Here is an 18,360-nt window from a genome sequence, read left to right on the forward strand (position 1 = left end):
CCGGGGTCTCTGTTCGCTCCCGGGATGGCGTAATCGGGGAGATCGTCAACATGTTGAAAGCCAGCAGGCGTGCGGCATTGCTTCTTACTGCCGCTGTATTCGTGCTGTTCGGCGGCGCCGCGCAGGCCGCACCGAGCTCGGCCGCGAGCTCCAGGGCGGACGGTGCGAGCAAACAGGCGGACGTCGTCAAATCCGGCAAGCAGCGGCGCTCCTATTCGCACCGCCGCAGCGGGAGCAAGACGGCGCAGAAATCATCCGACGACAAGGCCGACAGGAAGGACGCTGCGGCCAAGCCTGACGAGGCCAGGACGGACGACGCGCCGGGCTCCAGCCAGATGCCGCCGGACGTCGCCAACGCCAATGCGCAGCTCGCCGCCGCCGACACGCCGACCGCGGCTTCCGCGATGACGGCCCGCGCCAATGACAATGTGCAGGCAGCATCCGATAATACCGCCGCCCCCGATGCCGAGACGCAGGTGGTGGCGCCCGACCAGCTCAACGACATCGACCGCGCCCTGCAACAGGACAACCCGCAGGCGCAGAAGGCGGTGGTTGCCGCAACCGACGCGCAGCCGCGGCCCGCTCCGGTCATGGCCAGCAGCCAAAGCTCGGCCTGGGACCAGAGCTCCCTGATCGGCAAGATCTTCATCGGCGTGGGCACGCTGCTAACGCTGGCCTCCGCCGCGCGGATGTTCTTGGCCTAGTTTCTGGCCTGATCACCGGCCTCGTCCGGAACGCGCAGCTCGTCACGCGTTCCGGCGGCTGTTGGCCCCTTGAAGCCCACCGCGCCAGCGGGCACATTGCCCGCTCAATCAAAAGCGTGGGTGGAGCATGAGCACGTTCGAACATATCATCGTCGAAACCATCGGTGCGGTCGGAATCATCAAGCTGAACCGGCCGAAGATGCTCAACGCGCTCTCCTTCGGCGTCTTCCGCGAGATTGCGGCGGCCGTCGACGATCTCGAGGGCGATGACGCAATCGGCTGCATCGTCGTGACCGGCAGCGAAAAGGCCTTCGCCGCCGGCGCCGACATCAAGGAGATGCAGCCGAAGGGCTTCATCGACATGTTCTCGGAGGATTTCGCCGCGATCGGCGGCGATCGCGTCGCGCGCTGTCGCAAGCCCACCATCGCCGCGGTCGCGGGCTACGCGCTCGGCGGCGGCTGCGAGCTCGCCATGATGTGCGACTTCATCATCGCCGCCGACACCGCCAAATTCGGCCAGCCCGAGATCACGCTCGGCACCATTCCCGGCATCGGCGGTACCCAGCGCCTGACCCGCGCGATCGGCAAGTCCAAGGCCATGGACCTCTGCCTCACCGGCCGCATGATGGATGCGGCCGAAGCCGAACGCAGCGGCCTCGTCAGTCGCATCGTGCCCGCAGACAAGCTGATGGACGAAGTCATGGCCGCAGCCGAGAAGATCGCCGCGATGTCGCGGCCCGCGGTCGCCATGGCCAAGGAGGCGGTGAACCGCGCCTTCGAGACCACGCTCGCCGAGGGCATGAGCGTCGAGCGCAACCTGTTCCACGCGACATTCGCGCTGGAAGACCGCTCCGAGGGCATGGCCGCCTTTATCGAGAAGCGCAAGCCGGTGAACAAGAACCGGTAATACCGGCGAGCGGTCAGGCTGGTGTAAGGCTCCAGCGTCTTCCCGCAAAAATGCTGTGACGCACCTGCAACAAGCACGGAATACATGGGGGTTATCCCCGCGGCAGTTTGCATGCGGGACCTTGGCTGGTTAAACAGTTAAGAGGCCACCGTCGGCGGGGGCGGACAGCCGGGGTTTTGCGGGATTACATGATTGGGCGTGCCGCCAGAGCTGGTCGCGTGATGACGCGGCGTCGATCGGGCGTGGGTCCTGTGCTTGCGACATGGACCGCGCTGGCGCTCTGTTGCGCCCTGCCCGCCGCCGCACGGGCGGAAGCCCTGCCCGAGGCGCTCGCCAAGGCCTACCAGACCAATCCGCAGCTCAACGCCGAGCGCGCACGGCAACGCGCGACCGACGAGAACGTGCCGCAGGCACTGGCCGGCTACCGGCCGCAGATCGTGGCGAGCCTCAGCGCCGGCCTGCAATCGGTTCGCAATCTGCTGCCCGACAACACCATCCAGACCGCGAATTTGAAGCCGTGGGTGATTGGCGTCACCGTGACGCAGACGCTGTTCAACGGCTTCCGTACCGCCAACAACGTGCGAGCCGCGGAGCTCCAGGTACAGTCCGGCCGCGAGGCGCTGCGCAATGTCGGCCAGGGCGTGCTGCTCGACGCGGTCACCGCCTACACCAACGTGCTGGCGAACCAATCGCTGGTCGAGGCGCAACGCTCCAACGTCGCGTTCCTGCGCGAGACGCTCTCGGTCACCCAGCGCCGCCTCAACGCCGGCGACGTCACGCCGACCGACAGCGCGCAGGCCGAGGCCCGTCTGAGCCGCGGGCTCGCCGATCTCAACGCCGCGGAAGTCGCGCTCGCGGTGAGCCAGGCGATCTACGCGCAGGTAATCGGCAACGCACCATCGCAGCTTCGGGCCGCCGAAGTCGTCGATCGCTATCTGCCGAAGAGCCGCGAGGACGCGCTGACGATGGCGATCCGCCAGCACCCGGCGGTGATGGCGGCGGGCTTCGACGTCGATGTCGCCTCGACCAACATCCGCGTCGCCGAAGGCGCGTTGCTGCCAAGCGCCAGCCTGCAGGGCAGCGCCAGCCGCAGCCGCGACAACGACCCGACGCTGGGCACCCGCGCCTCCGACCAGGCCTCGATCGTCGCCAACGTCACCGCGCCGATCTATGACGGCGGCCAGGCCGCCTCGCAGACCCGGCAGGCCAAGGAGATCACGGCGCAGAGCCGGCTCGTGCTCGACCAGGTGCGGAGCCAGGCACGCACCGCCGCGACCAGCGCGTGGGTTGCCAATGAAGGCGCCAAGATCGCGGTCTCGGCCTCGGAGTCCGAAGTCAAGGCTGCGACAGTCGCGCTCCAGGGCGTGCAGCGCGAAGCCGCAGGCGGCCAGCGCACCACGGTCGACGTGCTGAACTCGCAGGCCGATCTGGTCCAGGCCAAGGCCCGCCTGATCGGCGCGCTGCGCGACCGCGTCATCGCCTCCTACACGCTGCTCAGCGCAGTCGGCCATCTCGACGTCAAGACCCTGAGCCTGAACACGCCGGACTACCTGCCCGAAGTGCACTACCAGCAGGTCCGCGATGCCTGGCACGGCCTGCGCACGCCGTCGGGACAGTAGGCGCCGAAATTCACTCTTCCTGCTTTTGCGAAGATCGCATCGTTGACAGTTGGGCTATCGAAGGCCTGCTCACGCCTGCCCTGTGTGGTATTGTCAGACACGCAACAACAATACAGAACCGGGGAGAAACCATGCTCAATCGACGCAGCGTCCTGCTTGCCTCACTTGCCGCCGGAGTCACCATGACCAGCAAAGCCCACGCCCGCGCGTCGCAGCCCGCGACGCCGCTGAATTTCGACGTCCCGGCGCATGCCTGCGACTGCCACACGCACATCCATGGGGATGTCGAAAAGTTTCCGTTCTTTGCGGGACGCGTCTATACGCCGGAGCCGGCCTCGCCGGAGGAGATGGCCGCGCTGCACAAGGCGCTGCATATCGAGCGCGTCGTGATCGTCACGCCGAGCGTCTACGGCACCGACAATTCCTCCACCCTGTTCGGCATGAAGGCCCGCGGCGCGACCGCGCGCGGAGTCGCGGTGATCGACGACAAGACGACCGAGGCCCAGCTCGACACGATGCAGCAGGAAGGTTTCCGCGGCATCCGCCTCAATCTCGCGACCGGCGGCGTCAACGATCCCACCGTCGGCCGGCCTCGCTTCACCGCCGCAGTCGAACGTATGAAGGCGCGCGGCTGGCACGTGCAGCTCTACACCACGCTGCCGATGATCTCGGCGATCAAGGACCTCGTCGAGAGCGCGCCGGTCCCCGTCGTATTCGACCATTTCGGTGGTCTCGAAGCATCGCAAGGCCTGGAGCAACCGGGCTTCTCCGATCTCGTCGCGCTGGTGAAGTCCGGCAAGGCCTATGTGAAGATCTCCGGCGCCTATCGCTCGTCGAAGCTCGCGCCCGATTACCAGGACATGGTTCCCTATGCGCGCGCGCTGATCGCGGCGAATCCTGATCGCATCGTCTGGGGAACCGACTGGCCGCATCCGGACTCGAGCCGGGTCGAGGGGCGCAAGGCCACCGACATCGCGCCGCTCTACCAGATCGACGACGGCCGCCTGCTGAATCAGCTTCCGGTGTGGGCACCAGATGCGGATGTGCGCAAGAAGATCCTGGTCGATAATCCGGCGCGACTCTACGGGTTCTGAGTCGCGGCACGCACCATTAGGTTCAACGGCGCGCGATGTAATTCCAACACGCGCCATGGAACTGTTGTCGCGAGAGCACAACGACGTTTGACTCACACGAACGTGTTTGAGTTTCCTTTAGCCTTTCACCCCTTCGGTTGAGGCAAGGATTCCATTTCATCGCTACGCACGCACAGATTTCATTTGTGCGTGCGAATGCATGTCTTTGTCGCAATATCTTGCCGCGCTTTTCTCCGGCATTGGAATTGGCTTCACCGTCGCGGCACCGATCGGGCCAATGGGCATGCTGTGCATTCAGCGCACGTTGGCGTCGGGCATGGCGACAGGCCTCGCCACCGGCTTCGGCGCGGCGACCGTACACCTTGCCTACAGCGCCTTGGCGGTGCTGGGTCTCGGCGCGCTCGCACGGCCTTGGGTCGAGGCCAATGCCGTCGGCTTCGGCATCGTCTCCGCGCTCATTCTGCTGTGGTTTGCGGTCCGGACGCATCGCGGTTCCGTCACGCTTTGCGAGACGGGCGAATTCGACCGGGTGCGTCTGGCGCGCGCCTATCTCAGCGCCATCGCGCTCGGGTTCACCAATCCGCTCACGGTCATCCTGTTTTTGGCCGCGCTGAACGCGTTCTCGACGCAATCCGCAGCGACGCCGCTGATCGCGGGCGTGTTCGTCGGCTCTGCGGTGTGGTGGACGATGCTCAGCACGACGGTGGCAGCCGCGCGATCACGGCTGACGCCGCGGATGCTGTCGTTGAGCCGCCGGTTCGCCAGCCTGATGCTGCTCGGGCTCGGCACCACCATGCTGGTGCGGATCGCACAGCGGATGCTGTGACGGGCCGCGGTCAGCGCGCGCGGCGGGAGAAGAAGGAGATCAGGACCGGCAAGGTCACCAGGATCACGACCGGCGCCAGCATCATGCCGGTGACGACCACGACCGCGAGCGGCTTCTGCACCTGCGAACCGATGCCCTCCGACAGCGCCGCGGGCAACAGGCCGATACCCGCAACGACGCAGGTCATTAGCACGGGCCGGAGCTGCAACTCGCCGGTGCGTATCACCGCACTCATGCGGTCCATGCCCTCTTCGATGAGCTGGTTGAACTGCGACAGGATGATGATGCCGTCCATCACGGCGATGCCGAACAGCGCGATGAAGCCGATCGCGGCCGAGACGCTGAACGCGGTGCCGGTGATCAACAGCCCGAGCACGCCGCCGAAGATCGCCATCGGGATCACGCTCATCGCCAGCAGCGTGTCGACCATCGAGCCGAAATTGAACCAGAGCAGGACGCCGATCAGCGCCAGCGAGATCGGCACCACGATCGACAGCCGCCGGATCGCGTCCTGGAGATTGCCGAACTCACCGACCCAGTCCATGTGCGCGCCGGGCGGCAATTGCACCTGGTCGGCGATCTTTTGCTGCGCCTCGCGGATCGCGCTGCCGAGGTCGCGCTCGCGCACCGAGAACTTGATCGGCAGATAGCGCTCCTGCTGCTCGCGATAGATGTAGGCCGCGCCCGACACGAGGCTGATGGTGGCGACCTCGCTCAGCGGGATCTGCGTGACGGTGCCGTTCGGCCCGGGCGCACCGATCCGCAGATTCTGGATCGCCTCGGCGCTGCGACGGTACTCCGGCGCGAGGCGCACGATGATCGGGAAATGACGGTCGCTTCCCGGCTCGTAGAGATCGCCCGCGGTATCGCCGCCGATCGCGACCTTGATGGTCGCGTTGATGTCGCCGGGCGCGAGCCCATAGCGCGCGGCCTTGGCGCGGTCGATGTCGATCTGGACGGTTGGCTGGCCGAGCGAGGTGAACACCGCCAGATCCGTCACGCCCTGGACGGTGGCCAGCACCGACTTGATCTTATTGGCGGTATCCGTGAGCGCCTGGAGATCGCTGCCGAACAGCTTGATCGAGTTCTCGCCCTTCACGCCGGAGACGGCTTCGGAGACGTTGTCCTGCAAATATTGTGAGAAGTTGAACTCGACGCCCGGGAAGCGGTCGTCGAGCTGCTTGAGCAGCTGTGCCGTCAGCTCTTCCTTGTCGCGGGTACCGGGCCATTGGCTGACGGGTTTCAAGGGGGCAAAGAACTCGGCGTTGAAGAAGCCGGCGGCATCGGTGCCGTCGTCGGGGCGGCCGTGCTGCGACACCACGGACTCGACCTCGGGCCGGGCACGGATCACCTTGCGCATCTCGTTGACGTAGGAGTTGCCCTCCTGGAGCGAGATGGTCGGCGGTAGCGTCGCACGGATCCAGAGGTTGCCCTCCTCCAGCTTCGGCAGGAACTCAAGACCGAGCAGCCGGATGAGAGCCACGGTCATCAGCACGAGGCCGGCCGCGGCGCCGAGCATGATGCCGCGGTTGGCGACGGCCCAATTCAGCACCGGCATGTAGATCCGGTGCAGGACCAGCATCACCCTGGTCTCGGTCTCATGGACATGCGCGGGCAGGATGATCGCGGACAGTGCCGGCGTCACCGTGAACGTCGCGAGCAGGCCGCCGGCGAGCGCGTAGGCATAGGTGCGCGCCATCGGTCCAAAGATGTTGCCCTCGACGCCGGACAGCGTAAACAGCGGCAGGAACGCCGCGATGATGATCGCCGCGGCAAAGAAGATCGAGCGCGACACGTCGGCCGCGGCGCTGAGGATGGCATGGCTCTTCATGCCGAACAGCGTCTCGTGCGACATGTGCTCGGCTTCCGACATCGGTGTCGTCTGCGTCAGGCGCCGGAAGATCGCCTCCACCATGATGACGGTGGCGTCGACGATCAGGCCGAAATCGATGGCGCCGACCGACAGCAGGTTTGCCGACTCGCCGCGCAAGACCAGGATGATCACGGCGAAGAACAGCGCGAACGGAATGGTGGCGCCGACGATCAGCGCGCTGCGGAGATCGCCGAGGAATATCCACTGCAGCAGCACGATCAGCAGGATGCCGACCACCATGTTGTGCAGCACGGTGTGGGTGGTAAGCTCGATCAGGTCGCCGCGGTCGTAGATGCGCTCGATGCGCACGCCGGGCGGCAGGATGCTGGACTCGTTGATGGTTTGGACGAGCTGGTGGACGCGCTTGATGGTCGGCGAGCTCTGCTCGCCGCGGCGCATCAGGACGATGCCCTGCACGATGTCGTCGGACTCGTCGAGGCCGGCAATGCCGAGACGGGGCTTCTGGCCGACGGTGACGGTGGCGACGTCCTTCACCAGCACCGGATTGCCGCCTGTCTGCGACACCATCGTATTCGCGATATCGTCGATGGAACGGATCAGGCCGACGCCGCGCACCACGGCCGATTGCTGGCCGATATTGACGGTGTTGCCGCCGACATTGACGTTCGCATTGCCGACCGCCTGGAGCAGTTGTGGCAGGGTCAGGCCGTTGGCGACGAGCTTGTTGAAATCGACCTGGATCTCGTAGGTCTTGCTCTTGCCGCCCCAGCCGGTGACGTCGATCACGCCGGGCACGGCGCGGAAGCGGCGCTGCAGGATCCAGTCCTGGATGGTCTTGAGGTCGAGCACGCTGTAGTTCGGCGGACCGACCAGGCGATAGCGGAAGATTTCGCCGATCGGGCTGAGCGGCGAAATCTGCGGCTGCACGTTGCCGGGCAGCGGTGCGAGCTGCGCCAGGCGGTTCAAGACCTGCTGCAACGCCTCGTCATAGGTGTAGGCGAAGGAGAACTGGATTTTGACGTCGGACAGACCATAGAGCGAGATGGTGCGGATGGTCGTGATGTTCTTCAGACCCGCGACCTGGGTCTCGATCGGGATCGTGATGTAGCGCTCGATCTCTTCGGCCGAGAGGCCCGGGCTCTGCGTCACGATATCGACCATCGGCGGGGTCGGATCGGGATAGGCCTCGATGTTGAGCTGGTTGAAGGCAATCAGGCCGCCGATGAGCACGGCGACGAACATGCCCACCATCAGGAAGCGCCGGTTGACGGCAAGGGCGATGAGACGATCCATTCAGGTCTTCAGTTTCTTGGGTCGTCGATCAGCTACCGGACGCCGCGCGGTCGATGAACAGGCTGCCCTTGGTGACGATCTGTTCGCCGGGCTTCAAGTTGCTGGTGACTTCGACGAGATTGCCGTTGATGAGGCCGATCTTGATCTGGCGCAGCTCGACCGACTTATCCTCGCGCGCGACCCAAATCCGAACCTGGTCGCCCTCGTAGATCAGCGCCTGCTTCGGCACCGCGGGCGCAGCCCGGTCGCCGGCGGAGTAGATCGTGACGTTGGCGAACATTTCCGGCTTCAGCACGCCGTCCTTGTTGTCCATGGTGGCGCGCACCAGGAGGCGGCGCGTGGCGGGGTCTATCGCCGTGGCCACGTAGTTGATTTTAGCCGTCAGCGGACGGCCCGGCAGCGCCATCACGTTGACGGTGATGTCCTGCCCGATGCACACCGCGGCCGCATCGCTCTCGCGCACGAAGGCGGTAAGCCAGACCGTGGAGAGGTCGCCGATCACGAAGACCGGATCGCTGGCGCCGGAATTGACGTACTGGCCGGGGCCGATCTTGCGCTGCACGACCGTGCCGGAGATCGGCGCGTAGATCGTGACCTCCGGATTGATCGCGCCCTTGTCCTGAAACGCCTTGATGGTCTCGTCGGTGAAGCCGAGGATGCGCAGCTTGTTGCGCGCAGCCTCCAGCGCCGTCCCCGAGGAGCGCACGTCATTCTGCGCCTGAACCTGGGTCGCTTCCGCCTGCTGATAGTCCTTCAGCGGAATGGCGTGGCCTTCATAGAGGTCCTTGGCGCGCTTGAACTGGATGTCGGCGAGATCGACCGCGGACTTCGCCTTGTTCTGCGAGGTCATCGCGGCGATGAAATCGTTCTGGGCCTGCACGGTGTCGGCGGCCTCGATCGTGAACAGCGGTTGACCCTGCTTCAGCATCTCGCCCGGCTTGGCAAGCAGCTTGGTGACCCGGCCTGCGTACGGCGAGAACACCGGCGTCGATCGGTCCTCGTCGACTGCCACCTTGCCCTCGGTGACATACTCGGCCCGGAAGGTCCTGGCCTTGACCGGTTCGATCGTCAGCGTCGCCCATTCGGACGGCGTGGGCGTGAAGTTCTGCGCATTCCTGCGCGACTGGCTGGAGATCTCGGAAGGCTTCTTGTCCTTGGCCCCCGCGTAGAGGAAGCCGTAGGCCCCGGCACCGGCAAGAGTTAGTAAAACTACGGATGAAATCACCCGTCGTTTCGTAAGCACCTGCAATCGCTTGGTATTTTCAACTACCATGGGGCCCGGTCGTGTCTGCGACGATCTTGGCAGACGCCTGCCTTATCGGTCGCGCTAATAGTGCCGAATTGCGATTTCAAACAACCTAAAAAACGCCTGCCACCTTTCGGTTTGCGTTAAAATTTTGCGACACGTCAGCTTCACGTCAGCTTCGCGCCGGCCACTGCGCCGGATGACTGCCGAGCGGCATCGCCGGACGGCTCCATCGCGCCGGCGTGGCCGACAGCAGCGCCGAATGACGCACCGCTTTCAGCATGCCGAAGCCTGATGGCATGGGCTCGATGAACGCAGCATGTACGGCCTCGCCCGTGAGATCGGGGGTGTTCAAGCCGCCGTCGAGCCGGCCGAGATTCCACAGCCAGCGCCCGGTCTGCGCCAGCGACACGCGCACGTGCCAGCTGCCACCTTCGCGGGCCTGGCGCGCCCTGGCCATCATCGCGCCGAACGCCATCAGATAGCCGGTGGCGTGGTCGAGCATCTGCGCGGGCAATTCCTTGGGACCGTCGATGCCGGCAGCCTTCCCTTCCGCATCGTTGAAGCCCGTCGTGGTCTGCACCAGCGAATCGAAGCCGCGCCGTTCGGCCCAGGGACCGGCATGGCCATAGGCCGACAACGTGACGTAGACGATGCCGGGATTGATGCTTGCCGCCTCCTCCGGCGCGAAGCCTAGGGCGGCGAGCGCGCGCGGGCGATAGCCTTGCGAGAAGATGTCGGCGTCCTTCAACAGCGCGCGTAGCTGCGCCCTGCCCGCCTCGCTCTTGAGTTCAACGAAGGTGGTGAGCTTGCCACGACCGGTGTCGATCGTGAGCCAGGGAATGGCAGGCAAATCCGGGCCTGAGACGAGCAGCACATCCGCACCGTGTGCGGCGAGCGTACGGCCGGCGACGGGGCCCGCGATGACGCGGGAGAGATCGAGCACGCGCAGGCCTGCGAGCGGACGACCGCCTTTCGGCCAGGGCTTTGGCGGAGCTTCGCCGATCTTCTCGATCGAGATCAGCGGCAGCTCGGCGAGCGCGCGCGCCTGCGGCTGCGCGGACCATTCGTCGTAGGAGCGCATCAGGGCAACGACGCCGCCGGCAGCGTAAGCCGCGGTTTCGAAATCCTCGCCCTTCCATTGCATCAGCGCAGCCTGCACCTTCTCGCGCTCGGGTTCGCAACCGAGCACATTGCAGACGGCATCACGGTGATGCGGGAAGTTGGTGTGGCAGCGAACGAAGCGGTTGTCGCCGGTCTTGTAGACGCCGGCGATGGCGTCCCAGGCCGGCGGCGGCGGCTTGTCGTCGAGACGCAGATAGCGCTCGGAGCGGCATTCGGCGACGGCGTGGCGCATGTCGACGGAGACATCCTGTGTCTGTCCGCTGCGCTGCCGCCAGATCTCGGCGGCGGCGAGGCCTGCGGCAGCGATCGTGGTCTGTCCGGCAACGGCGACGCGAAACGAGGACGGGATTTGCGGCTCTTCGCCGGTCAGCCGGACACGCGCAAGTGCAGCCGGCTCGCCGCCCGCGGAGGTCCAGATATCGCTGAGAATGTCGGCGGGACTTTGCATGCCGCTCCTCTCCCTCTACTTTTCGCGACCATGTCATGACCGCAGAAAGGAATGCAATGGCCGCGATCGATCCCCTCACCGCAGGCGCCGTGTTCATCGCAACGGCGGCCACAGACGCGGTCTATGTCATGTTCACCTCGGCGGTGATCGCGCGCAAGCGCGTGCCGGCGGCGAACTGGAGCGCGGTGTGGTATCTGCTCTCGTCCTACGCCGTGATCAGCTATACCGAAAACGCCTTCTACGTCGCCTTCGCGGCGATCGGCTCCTGGGCCGGCGCCTACGCCTCGCTGACCTTCCTGCACCGCCCGCCCGGCGGCCCGCCGGTGGGGGCGGCGCCGGAGTGAGGGTGGAATTATTTCGAGTCCTTCATTGCCAGCCCCGTCATCCTGAGGTGCTCAGCTTGCGATGCAACGCATCGCAAGCTGAGCCTCGAAGGATGCACGGCCGAGGTGGCAGCCGGGCCGTTGTCCTTCGAGGCCTCCGCTACGCTCCGGCACCTCAGGATGACGGTGATAGAGCAAAATTTGCGACGACGACGCATTCGCGACTAGAGTGCGTCGATCAACAAAAAGGAAAACCAAGCAATGGATCTCGGTCTCAAAGGAAAGAACGCCATCGTGCTCGGCGGCACGCGCGGCATCGGGCGGGCGATTGCGGCGACGCTGGCCGGTGAAGGCACCAATGTGGCGGTGTGCGCGCGCAATGCGAATCAGGTCGCGGCTACTGTTGCCGAATTGAAGGCCGGCGGAATCCGCGCGACCGGCGGCCCGGTCGACGTCACCGATGGTGCTGCGCTGAAATCGTGGATCGAAGGCGCGGCAAACGAGCTCGGCGGCATCGACATGCTGTTCTCCAACGCCGGCGCGATGGCGCAAGGCCACGATGCGGCATCCTGGGAGCAGAATTTCCGGCTGGATCTGCTCGGCGCCGTGCATGCGTTCGATGCCGCGCGTCCGTTCCTCGAAGCCAGCGGCGAGAAGAGCGGCGATGCGGCCTTCGTCATCATCTCCTCGATCTCGGCGGCGCAGGCCGATCTCGCCAGCTCCTACGGCCCGATCAAGGCGGCGCTGATCCACATGGCCAAGGGACTGGCGCGGCAATACGCCAAGAAGAAGATCCGCGTGAATGTCGTGTCGCCCGGCACCGTCTATTTCAAGGGCGGCGTCTGGAACATGATCGAGCAGAACATGCCCGAGCGTTACAATGATGCCATGAAGCGCAACCCCACCGGCCGCATGGCGACGCCGCAGGAGATCGCGAGCGCGGCGGTGTTTCTGGCGAGCCCGGTGTCGGGGTTCACCACGGGATCGAATCTCGTCGTGGACGGGGCGATCTCGAACCGGGTGAATTTCTAGGAGCTGGCGGTCCTTGCCAATTCCGTCATCCTGAGGCGCGAGGCATGCGATGCAACGCATCGCGTGCCGAGCCTCGAAGGATGAGCGGCCCCGATGCAGCCGGGCCGTCGCCCTTCGAGGGCCGCTGAAGAAGCGGCCACTTCAGGGTGACGGTTTGAGAGCACTGTTGTGAGCGACAACCCTCAATGGAAATCCCGCGACGGCGGCAGGATGCGGACGTTGCGGGGGTGGCGGACTTTTTGCGCTGGCATGTCTGCGTGGTCGCGGCGGTCGTCATTGAGCGGCTCGACCACGGTAGCGCCGGCCGGCACTGGGTGCTCGCGGCTGAGCGCATCGTTGGTGAGGCCGACCAGGTCGTGCGAGCGGTCGATCATGCGCTGGGCGATGAGATGCGTCACCTTTTCGGGGCTGCTCTGGATGTAGCCCTCGACCAGGATGAGGCGCGCGCCCATCACCTCCTTGCGGTACTGCTCCATGATCTTGGGCCACACCACGACATTGGCGATGCCGGTTTCGTCCTCGAGCGTCATGAACACGACGCCGCTGGCGCTGCCCGGCCGCTGCCGGACCAGCACCACGCCGGCGCAGCGGACGCGCCGCCGTTCGTTCTCGTGGCTGATTTCCCTGCACGCCACCACCCGCTCGCGCGAAAACATCTCGCGCAAGAACTCCATCGGATGGCCCTTCAGCGACAGCCGGATGGTCTGGTAGTCCGCGACCACCTGCTCGGCACGCGGCATCAGCGGCAACGGCTGCGCGTGCTCGTCGGGCTGCTCGCGGGCGGTCGCCGCCTCGAACAACGGCAGCGGCACATCGTCCGGCAGCCGCCGCACCTGCCACAACGCCTCGCGGCGGTCGAGCCCGAGCGAGCGGAACGCGTCGGCATCCGCCAGCAGGATCAACGCACGCTTGGGCAGGCCGGTGTCGCGGGCAAAATCCTCGAGCGAGGTGAAGGGACGGCGATTGCGCGCGGCGATAATGCGGTCGGCCCAGTCCTCCTGGTTGACATAGTCCTTGCCTTGCCGCCTTGCCTGCTCCTTCCTGAGCCTCTCCTCATCCTGATCGAGCCAGTGGAAGCCGTCGATCTGGCGGAAGCCGAGGCGCACGGCGCAATATTCGTCGCTCCCTTCCTCCAGCGTGTTCTGCGCAAAGCTATGGGATACGTCGATGTCGCGCACCTCGACGCCGTTCTTGCGGGCGTCGCTGACGATCTGCGCCGGGGCGTAAAAGCCCATCGGCTGCGAATTGAGGAGCCCGCAGCAGAACGCATCGGGGTGGTGATATTTCAGCCAGGAGGAGATGTAGACGAGCTGGGCAAAGCTGGCCGCGTGGCTTTCGGGGAAACCGTAGGAGCCAAACCCCTTGATCTGGTCGAAGCAATTTCTGGCGAACTGGGGATCGTACCCTCGCCTGATCATGTTGCCGATCATTTTCTCTTCGAAATTGCCAATGGTCCCGACGTTGCGGAATGTTGCCATCGCGCGCCGCAATCCGTTGGCCTCTTCCGAGGTAAACTCCGCGGCCACGATCGCAATCCGCATGGCCTGCTCCTGAAACAAGGGCACGCCGAGCGTCTTGTGCAGGACCTCTCGCAGCTCGTTCTTTTTGCCGCCCTTGGGGTAAGGATACTCGATGTCCTCCGGCTTCATTTTCCGCCGCCGCAAGTAAGGGTGCACCATGTCGCCCTGGATCGGCCCAGGGCGCACGATCGCGACCTCGATGACGAGATCGTAGAAGGTCCGCGGCTTCAGTCGCGGCAGCATGTTCATCTGGGCGCGGCTCTCGACCTGGAACACGCCGAGGGATTCACCCTGGCATAGCATGTCATAGACCTTGGCATCGTCCTGCTCCACCGTTGCCAGCTCCAAACGCTTGCCCTTGTGCTGATCGATCAGATCAAAGCACTTCCTGATGCAGGTCAGCATGCCGAGCGCGAGCACGTCGACCTTCATCATGTTGAGCGCGTCGACGTCGTCCTTGTCCCATTCGATGAAGGTGCGGTCGTCCATCGCGGCGTTACCGATCGGCACATAGGTGTCGAGCCGGTCCTGCGTCAGCACATAGCCGCCGACATGCTGGGAGAGATGGCGCGGGAATTCGATCAGCTCGGTCGCAAGCTCGACCGCCAGGTTGATCATCGGATTTTGCGGATCGAGCCCGGCCTGCCTGACCTGCATGTCGTTGAGGCCACGGCCCCAGCTTCCCCACACCGTGTCGGCGAGCGCGGCGGTGACGTCCTCGGTCAGGCCCAGCGCCTTGCCGACGTCGCGGATGGCGCTGCGCGGACGGTAATGGATCACGGTGGCGATGATCGCGGCGCGGTGGCGACCATAGCGGCGATAGACATATTGCATCACCTCCTCGCGCCGCGAATGCTCGAAATCGACGTCGATGTCAGGCGGCTCCAGCCGCTCCTTGGAGATGAAGCGCTCGAACAGGAGGTCGACCTTGGTCGGGTCGACCGAGGTGACGCCGAGCACGTAGCAGACGGCCGAATTCGCCGCCGATCCGCGCCCCTGGCACAGGATGTTCTGGCTGCGCGCGTAGTGGACGATGTCGTGCACGGTGAGGAAATAGTGCGCGTATTTGAGCTCGGCGATCAGCGCGAGCTCTTTCTTCAGGGTCGCGCGCAGCTTTGCGTCAATATTTTCGATACCGCCAAAGTAGGTGTCGACGCCCGCCCAGGTCAAATCCTCCAGATGCCCCTGCGCGGTCTTGCCCGGCGGCACCGGCTCGTCGGGATACTGATATTTGAGCTGGTCGAGCGAAAAGTCGATGCGGTCGGCAAAGCGCATGGTCTCCGCGATCGCCTGGGGAAAGTCACGGAACAGCCGCGACATTTCGCGGGGCGTCTTCAGGAAGCGCTCGGCATTGGCTTCCAGCTTCCGCCCGACCGCCTCGATCGTGGTCTTCTCCCGGATACAGGTCAGTACATCCTGAAGCGGACGGCGGCCGGCATCGTGATAGAGCACCTCGTTGGTCGCGAGCAGCGGCACCTTGGCTGCCACCGCGAGATCATCGAGCCGCGCCAGACGGCGGCGGTCGTCGCCGCGATAGATCAGGCTGGCCGCCAGCCATACGCCATCGGCGCGGCTTGCTTTCAGCTTTGCAAGAACATCCAGCGCCTGCGCCGCATCGAAGCGATGCGGCAGCGTCAGGACCAGGAGCTGGCCTTCGGAAAACGCCAGGAGATCGGCGAAGGTGAGATGGCACTCGCCCTTCTCGATCCGCGTGATGTCGTCGCCGCGCTTGCCCCTTGTGAGGAGCTGGCAGAGCCGGCCATAGGCCGCGCGGTCGCGCGGATAGACAAAGATGTCGGGCGTGCCGTCTACGAAGACGATGCGCGCGCCGATCAGCAGCTTCGGCTTGTTCAGCACCTCGGCATTGTCGAGTTCCTTCCAGGCCCGCACGACGCCGGCAAGCGTGTTGTGATCGGCGATGCCGATGACGGGGATCTCAAGCTTGCTCGCCTGATGCACATAGGCGCGCGGATCCGAGCCGCCGCGCAGAAAGGAGAAATTCGTGGTGATGCCGATCTCGGCATAAGCGGGCGTGCTCATGCGAAGAGACCGTGGACATACCAGCCGGGAGAAGCGGGCTTGCCATCGCCGTCGAACACCTCCCCTTCGTAAAGGCCATCGCGGAAAATCCAGAAGCGCAGGCCTTCAGCATCCTCGATGCGGAAATAATCCCGCGTCAGCTGCCTGCCGTCCTGCCGCCACCATTCCATGGCGATGCGCTCGGGTCCTTCCACCCGCACCACCGCATGTAGCGCGCGGCGCCAGGTGAACTGATGCGGCGGCCCATCGGGCACGGTCGCGAACGGCACATTGATCGGCTCCGGTCTGTCGAACAGCCGCAAGGGACGCAGCGGCGGCTCGCTCTCGGCGCGCGCCGGCCATTCGGCCTGCATGGCGACGGCGAGATGGTGCTGCGCCGGCGCGGCCAGCACCGCACATTCGGGGATATGCGTATCTTGCGGCAGGTGCACGACGACACGTTTTCCGCCGATGCGCGCGGCGATGCGGTCGATCAGCGCGGCGAGCTCGTCATTGTCGTGAACATGGGCGTCGAGATCGCGCTGCTCCTGCACCACGATCTCGGTACGGCTCGCCGACAGCCGCACCATGTCGAAGCCGAAGCCGGGATCGAGGGGATCGGCGAGCGCGTCGAGGCGTTCACGGAACAAGCGGTCGATGACCGCGCTTCGCGTCACCGGCCGCCCGGTCTCGACCATGATCGCGCGCACCGCGCCGTCGGTGCGGAAGAAGGCGGCCTCCAATCGCCGCGCACCTTTGCCCTGCTTCTCCATGGACGCGATCAATGTGTCGGCCAGGCGCGACAGCGTCATCGCGATCATGGTGTCGGTCGCGATCGGCTCGGCAAAGCGCTTCTCCACGATGTAATCGGGCAGCGGCTTGCGCGGATTGATCGGCGCATCGCCCTGCCCCAGCGCATGCGCGAGCAGCGTCGAGAACCGCGCGCCGAACCGCGCCGTGATCTCGCCCGGCGCGCGCGCGGCGACATCGCCGATGGTCTTCAGCCCGGCGCGGCGCAGGCCTGTGGTGATGGCCTCGCCGGCGCCGAGCGCGGACACTGGAAACCGGTCGATCGCCGCCGCTTCCCCGCCATCGGCAACGATGGTCCCGGACGTCTGCCGCGTCAGCGTGCGCGCACAGACCGAGGTCCCGGCAACGGCCGCGCTGACCGCAAAGCCTTGCCGGGCAAGCGCACGGACCAGAGTCTGCAACAATGCAGCCTCGCCGCCGAACAGATGCGCGCAGCCGGTGATGTCCAAAAACAAGCCGTGCGGCGGATCGAGCGCCACCAGTGGGGTGAAGCGGTCGCACCAGTCGGCGATGTCGCTGAGCGTCTTTGCGTCAGCTACCGCATCGGCGTCGAACACTTTCAAGTCCGGGCACATCGCCCGCGCATTGGCGAACGGCTGGCCGATATACAGCCCCAAACGCGACGCAGCGTCGTCCAGCGCATGGAGCACCAGCGCATTGTTGTCCTTGATGACGACGATGCATGGCTCTTGGTCCTTAACCAGCGCGCCGTTGAACCGCTGGATCCGGTCGATGGGCAGACGCGGCAGCCACAGGCTGAGGATGCGCCGACGGTTCACTGAACTGGCACTCATCACATTTCCATTCCATGATCCACCGGCCGCACGGGCCATGACGATTGCGCAACAGCTCGGCATCGAAGCGCGGCGCGCCCCATGCACTCCACATCGCGCCCGGCGGCGAATGCGCCGCGCGCAGCATCCACCGCGTCTCGGCGGTCGAGGGCAGCGGCTGCGCCGCCATCCGCAGCATCAGGCCGGTGACACCTGACGATTGCGCGGCCAGCGTCAGCTTGCGGCTCGCCACCAGATCAAACTGCCGCGTCTCACCCCAGAGCTCGAGTACGACGGCGCCGAGCGCATCGCAGGCGAGCGCATCGGCCGAGCTGCGCAGCGCGCTCTCGACATCGGCGGCGCGCACCATCACCACGCGGCGCGGATCGAGGCCGAGTTCGGCAAGCCCGCTCATCGACAGCGCACCGGTTTCCAGTTCCGAAAAATCCTGCCGCACCCACAGCAGCGGCCGCTGCGCCGAGACGCGGCCTGCGAGGCCCATGACGAACCCCGTCGCGGCCGTCCCCTGCCGCCCCTCGCAAAACACCTCGTGGATCACCGCGCGCGCGAGCCCGCCCTTCAGCGCGCTGTCGACCTCGCGATGGCCAAGCGCGACGTGATCGCGCTGATGGGCGACCTCCGCCGCCTCGATGCGCTCGATCTGGCCGCGCAAGGTCGCAAGCGCGCTTGTTCGTGCGCCGCTCATGCACGCCGCTCCTTCAGGGTGATTGCCGAGGCTCTCAAAAATAAGAACCTGCGGCTGGCTCATTTGTTCATGATATGTTCT

13 protein-coding genes are annotated in these 18,360 nt (G+C 65.5%); 7 read left to right on the plus strand and 6 right to left on the minus strand.

All coding sequences use genetic code 11. The features are described 5' to 3' along the window. Nucleotides 1-50 precede the first annotated feature (50 nt). The 5 genes from F8237_RS04860 to F8237_RS04880 all read left to right on the plus strand — a co-directional run bounded on the left by F8237_RS04860 (nucleotide 51) and on the right by F8237_RS04880 (nucleotide 5,150). Nucleotides 51-704 carry a hypothetical protein gene (locus F8237_RS04860; RefSeq protein WP_151642654.1) on the plus strand — a complete coding sequence of 218 codons (654 nt, stop codon included), beginning with the start codon at nucleotides 51-53 and terminating at the stop codon, nucleotides 702-704. Between the two features lie 127 nt (nucleotides 705-831). Then, on the plus strand, nucleotides 832-1,611 hold the full coding sequence (locus F8237_RS04865) for an enoyl-CoA hydratase (RefSeq protein WP_151642655.1): 780 nt from the start codon (nucleotides 832-834) through the stop codon (nucleotides 1,609-1,611). A 188-nt stretch (nucleotides 1,612-1,799) separates the two neighbouring features. After that, nucleotides 1,800-3,230, plus strand: a complete 1,431-nt coding sequence (locus F8237_RS04870) for a TolC family outer membrane protein (RefSeq protein ID WP_151642656.1) — start codon at nucleotides 1,800-1,802, stop codon at nucleotides 3,228-3,230. A gap of 131 nt (nucleotides 3,231-3,361) precedes the next feature. Beyond that, entirely contained in the window at nucleotides 3,362-4,324 is a 963-nt protein-coding gene (locus tag F8237_RS04875; RefSeq protein ID WP_151642657.1) for an amidohydrolase family protein, read from the plus strand. Nucleotides 4,325-4,523: 199 nt separating this feature from the next. Next, a complete protein-coding gene (locus F8237_RS04880) occupies nucleotides 4,524-5,150 on the plus strand; it encodes a LysE family translocator (RefSeq protein WP_151642658.1) in 627 nt (208 codons plus the stop codon). 10 nt (nucleotides 5,151-5,160) lie between these two features. On the opposite strand, the gene F8237_RS04885 is transcribed toward F8237_RS04880, so the two are convergent. The 3 genes from F8237_RS04885 to F8237_RS04895 all read right to left on the minus strand — a co-directional run bounded on the left by F8237_RS04885 (nucleotide 5,161) and on the right by F8237_RS04895 (nucleotide 11,096). Further along, nucleotides 5,161-8,277 carry an efflux RND transporter permease subunit gene (locus F8237_RS04885; RefSeq protein ID WP_151642659.1) on the minus strand — a complete coding sequence of 1,039 codons (3,117 nt, stop codon included), beginning with the start codon at nucleotides 8,275-8,277 and terminating at the stop codon, nucleotides 5,161-5,163. A 28-nt stretch (nucleotides 8,278-8,305) separates the two neighbouring features. Then, nucleotides 8,306-9,550, minus strand: a complete 1,245-nt coding sequence (locus tag F8237_RS04890; RefSeq protein WP_151642660.1) for an efflux RND transporter periplasmic adaptor subunit — start codon at nucleotides 9,548-9,550, stop codon at nucleotides 8,306-8,308. Nucleotides 9,551-9,695: 145 nt separating this feature from the next. Next, a complete protein-coding gene (locus tag F8237_RS04895) occupies nucleotides 9,696-11,096 on the minus strand; it encodes a CoA transferase (RefSeq protein WP_151642661.1) in 1,401 nt (466 codons plus the stop codon). Between the two features lie 56 nt (nucleotides 11,097-11,152). Between F8237_RS04895 and F8237_RS04900 the strand changes: the two genes are divergently transcribed. Beyond that, nucleotides 11,153-11,440: a hypothetical protein gene (locus tag F8237_RS04900; protein WP_008136644.1), complete on the plus strand. Its 288-nt coding sequence runs from the start codon at nucleotides 11,153-11,155 to the stop codon at nucleotides 11,438-11,440. Between the two features lie 240 nt (nucleotides 11,441-11,680). After that, complete coding sequence (locus F8237_RS04905; protein ID WP_151642662.1) at nucleotides 11,681-12,451, plus strand: SDR family NAD(P)-dependent oxidoreductase; 771 nt, start codon at nucleotides 11,681-11,683, stop codon at nucleotides 12,449-12,451. A 182-nt stretch (nucleotides 12,452-12,633) separates the two neighbouring features. Here F8237_RS04905 and F8237_RS04910 read toward each other — a convergent pair whose 3' ends face one another. From F8237_RS04910 to F8237_RS04920, 3 genes are read right to left on the minus strand one after another with little or no spacing between them, the layout of a single operon-like run. Then, entirely contained in the window at nucleotides 12,634-16,011 is a 3,378-nt protein-coding gene (locus tag F8237_RS04910) for an error-prone DNA polymerase (protein WP_151642663.1), read from the minus strand. Further along, entirely contained in the window at nucleotides 16,008-17,594 is a 1,587-nt protein-coding gene (locus tag F8237_RS04915; protein WP_162005876.1) for a Y-family DNA polymerase, read from the minus strand. The genes F8237_RS04910 and F8237_RS04915 overlap by 4 nt, the downstream gene beginning before the upstream one ends. Then, nucleotides 17,497-18,279 (minus strand): ImuA family protein, encoded by a 783-nt coding sequence (locus tag F8237_RS04920; RefSeq protein WP_151642664.1) that lies wholly within the window; start codon nucleotides 18,277-18,279, stop codon nucleotides 17,497-17,499. The genes F8237_RS04915 and F8237_RS04920 overlap by 98 nt, the downstream gene beginning before the upstream one ends. Nucleotides 18,280-18,360 lie beyond the last annotated feature (81 nt).

The organism is Bradyrhizobium betae, assembly GCF_008932115.1.
Taxonomy (GTDB): Bacteria; Pseudomonadota; Alphaproteobacteria; order Rhizobiales; family Xanthobacteraceae; genus Bradyrhizobium; species Bradyrhizobium betae.

Coding starts and splice junctions, on each gene's coding strand:
- F8237_RS04860 (WP_151642654.1), top strand. CDS start 51: ATGTTGAAAGCCAGCAGGCGTGCGGCATTGCTTCTTACTGCCGCTGTA.
- F8237_RS04865 (WP_151642655.1), top strand. CDS start 832: ATGAGCACGTTCGAACATATCATCGTCGAAACCATCGGTGCGGTCGGA.
- F8237_RS04870 (WP_151642656.1), top strand. CDS start 1,800: ATGATTGGGCGTGCCGCCAGAGCTGGTCGCGTGATGACGCGGCGTCGA.
- F8237_RS04875 (WP_151642657.1), top strand. CDS start 3,362: ATGCTCAATCGACGCAGCGTCCTGCTTGCCTCACTTGCCGCCGGAGTC.
- F8237_RS04880 (WP_151642658.1), top strand. CDS start 4,524: ATGTCTTTGTCGCAATATCTTGCCGCGCTTTTCTCCGGCATTGGAATT.
- F8237_RS04885 (WP_151642659.1), bottom strand. CDS start 8,277: ATGGATCGTCTCATCGCCCTTGCCGTCAACCGGCGCTTCCTGATGGTG.
- F8237_RS04890 (WP_151642660.1), bottom strand. CDS start 9,550: ATGGTAGTTGAAAATACCAAGCGATTGCAGGTGCTTACGAAACGACGG.
- F8237_RS04895 (WP_151642661.1), bottom strand. CDS start 11,096: ATGCAAAGTCCCGCCGACATTCTCAGCGATATCTGGACCTCCGCGGGC.
- F8237_RS04900 (WP_008136644.1), top strand. CDS start 11,153: ATGGCCGCGATCGATCCCCTCACCGCAGGCGCCGTGTTCATCGCAACG.
- F8237_RS04905 (WP_151642662.1), top strand. CDS start 11,681: ATGGATCTCGGTCTCAAAGGAAAGAACGCCATCGTGCTCGGCGGCACG.
- F8237_RS04910 (WP_151642663.1), bottom strand. CDS start 16,011: ATGAGCACGCCCGCTTATGCCGAGATCGGCATCACCACGAATTTCTCC.
- F8237_RS04915 (WP_162005876.1), bottom strand. CDS start 17,594: ATGAGTGCCAGTTCAGTGAACCGTCGGCGCATCCTCAGCCTGTGGCTG.
- F8237_RS04920 (WP_151642664.1), bottom strand. CDS start 18,279: ATGAGCGGCGCACGAACAAGCGCGCTTGCGACCTTGCGCGGCCAGATC.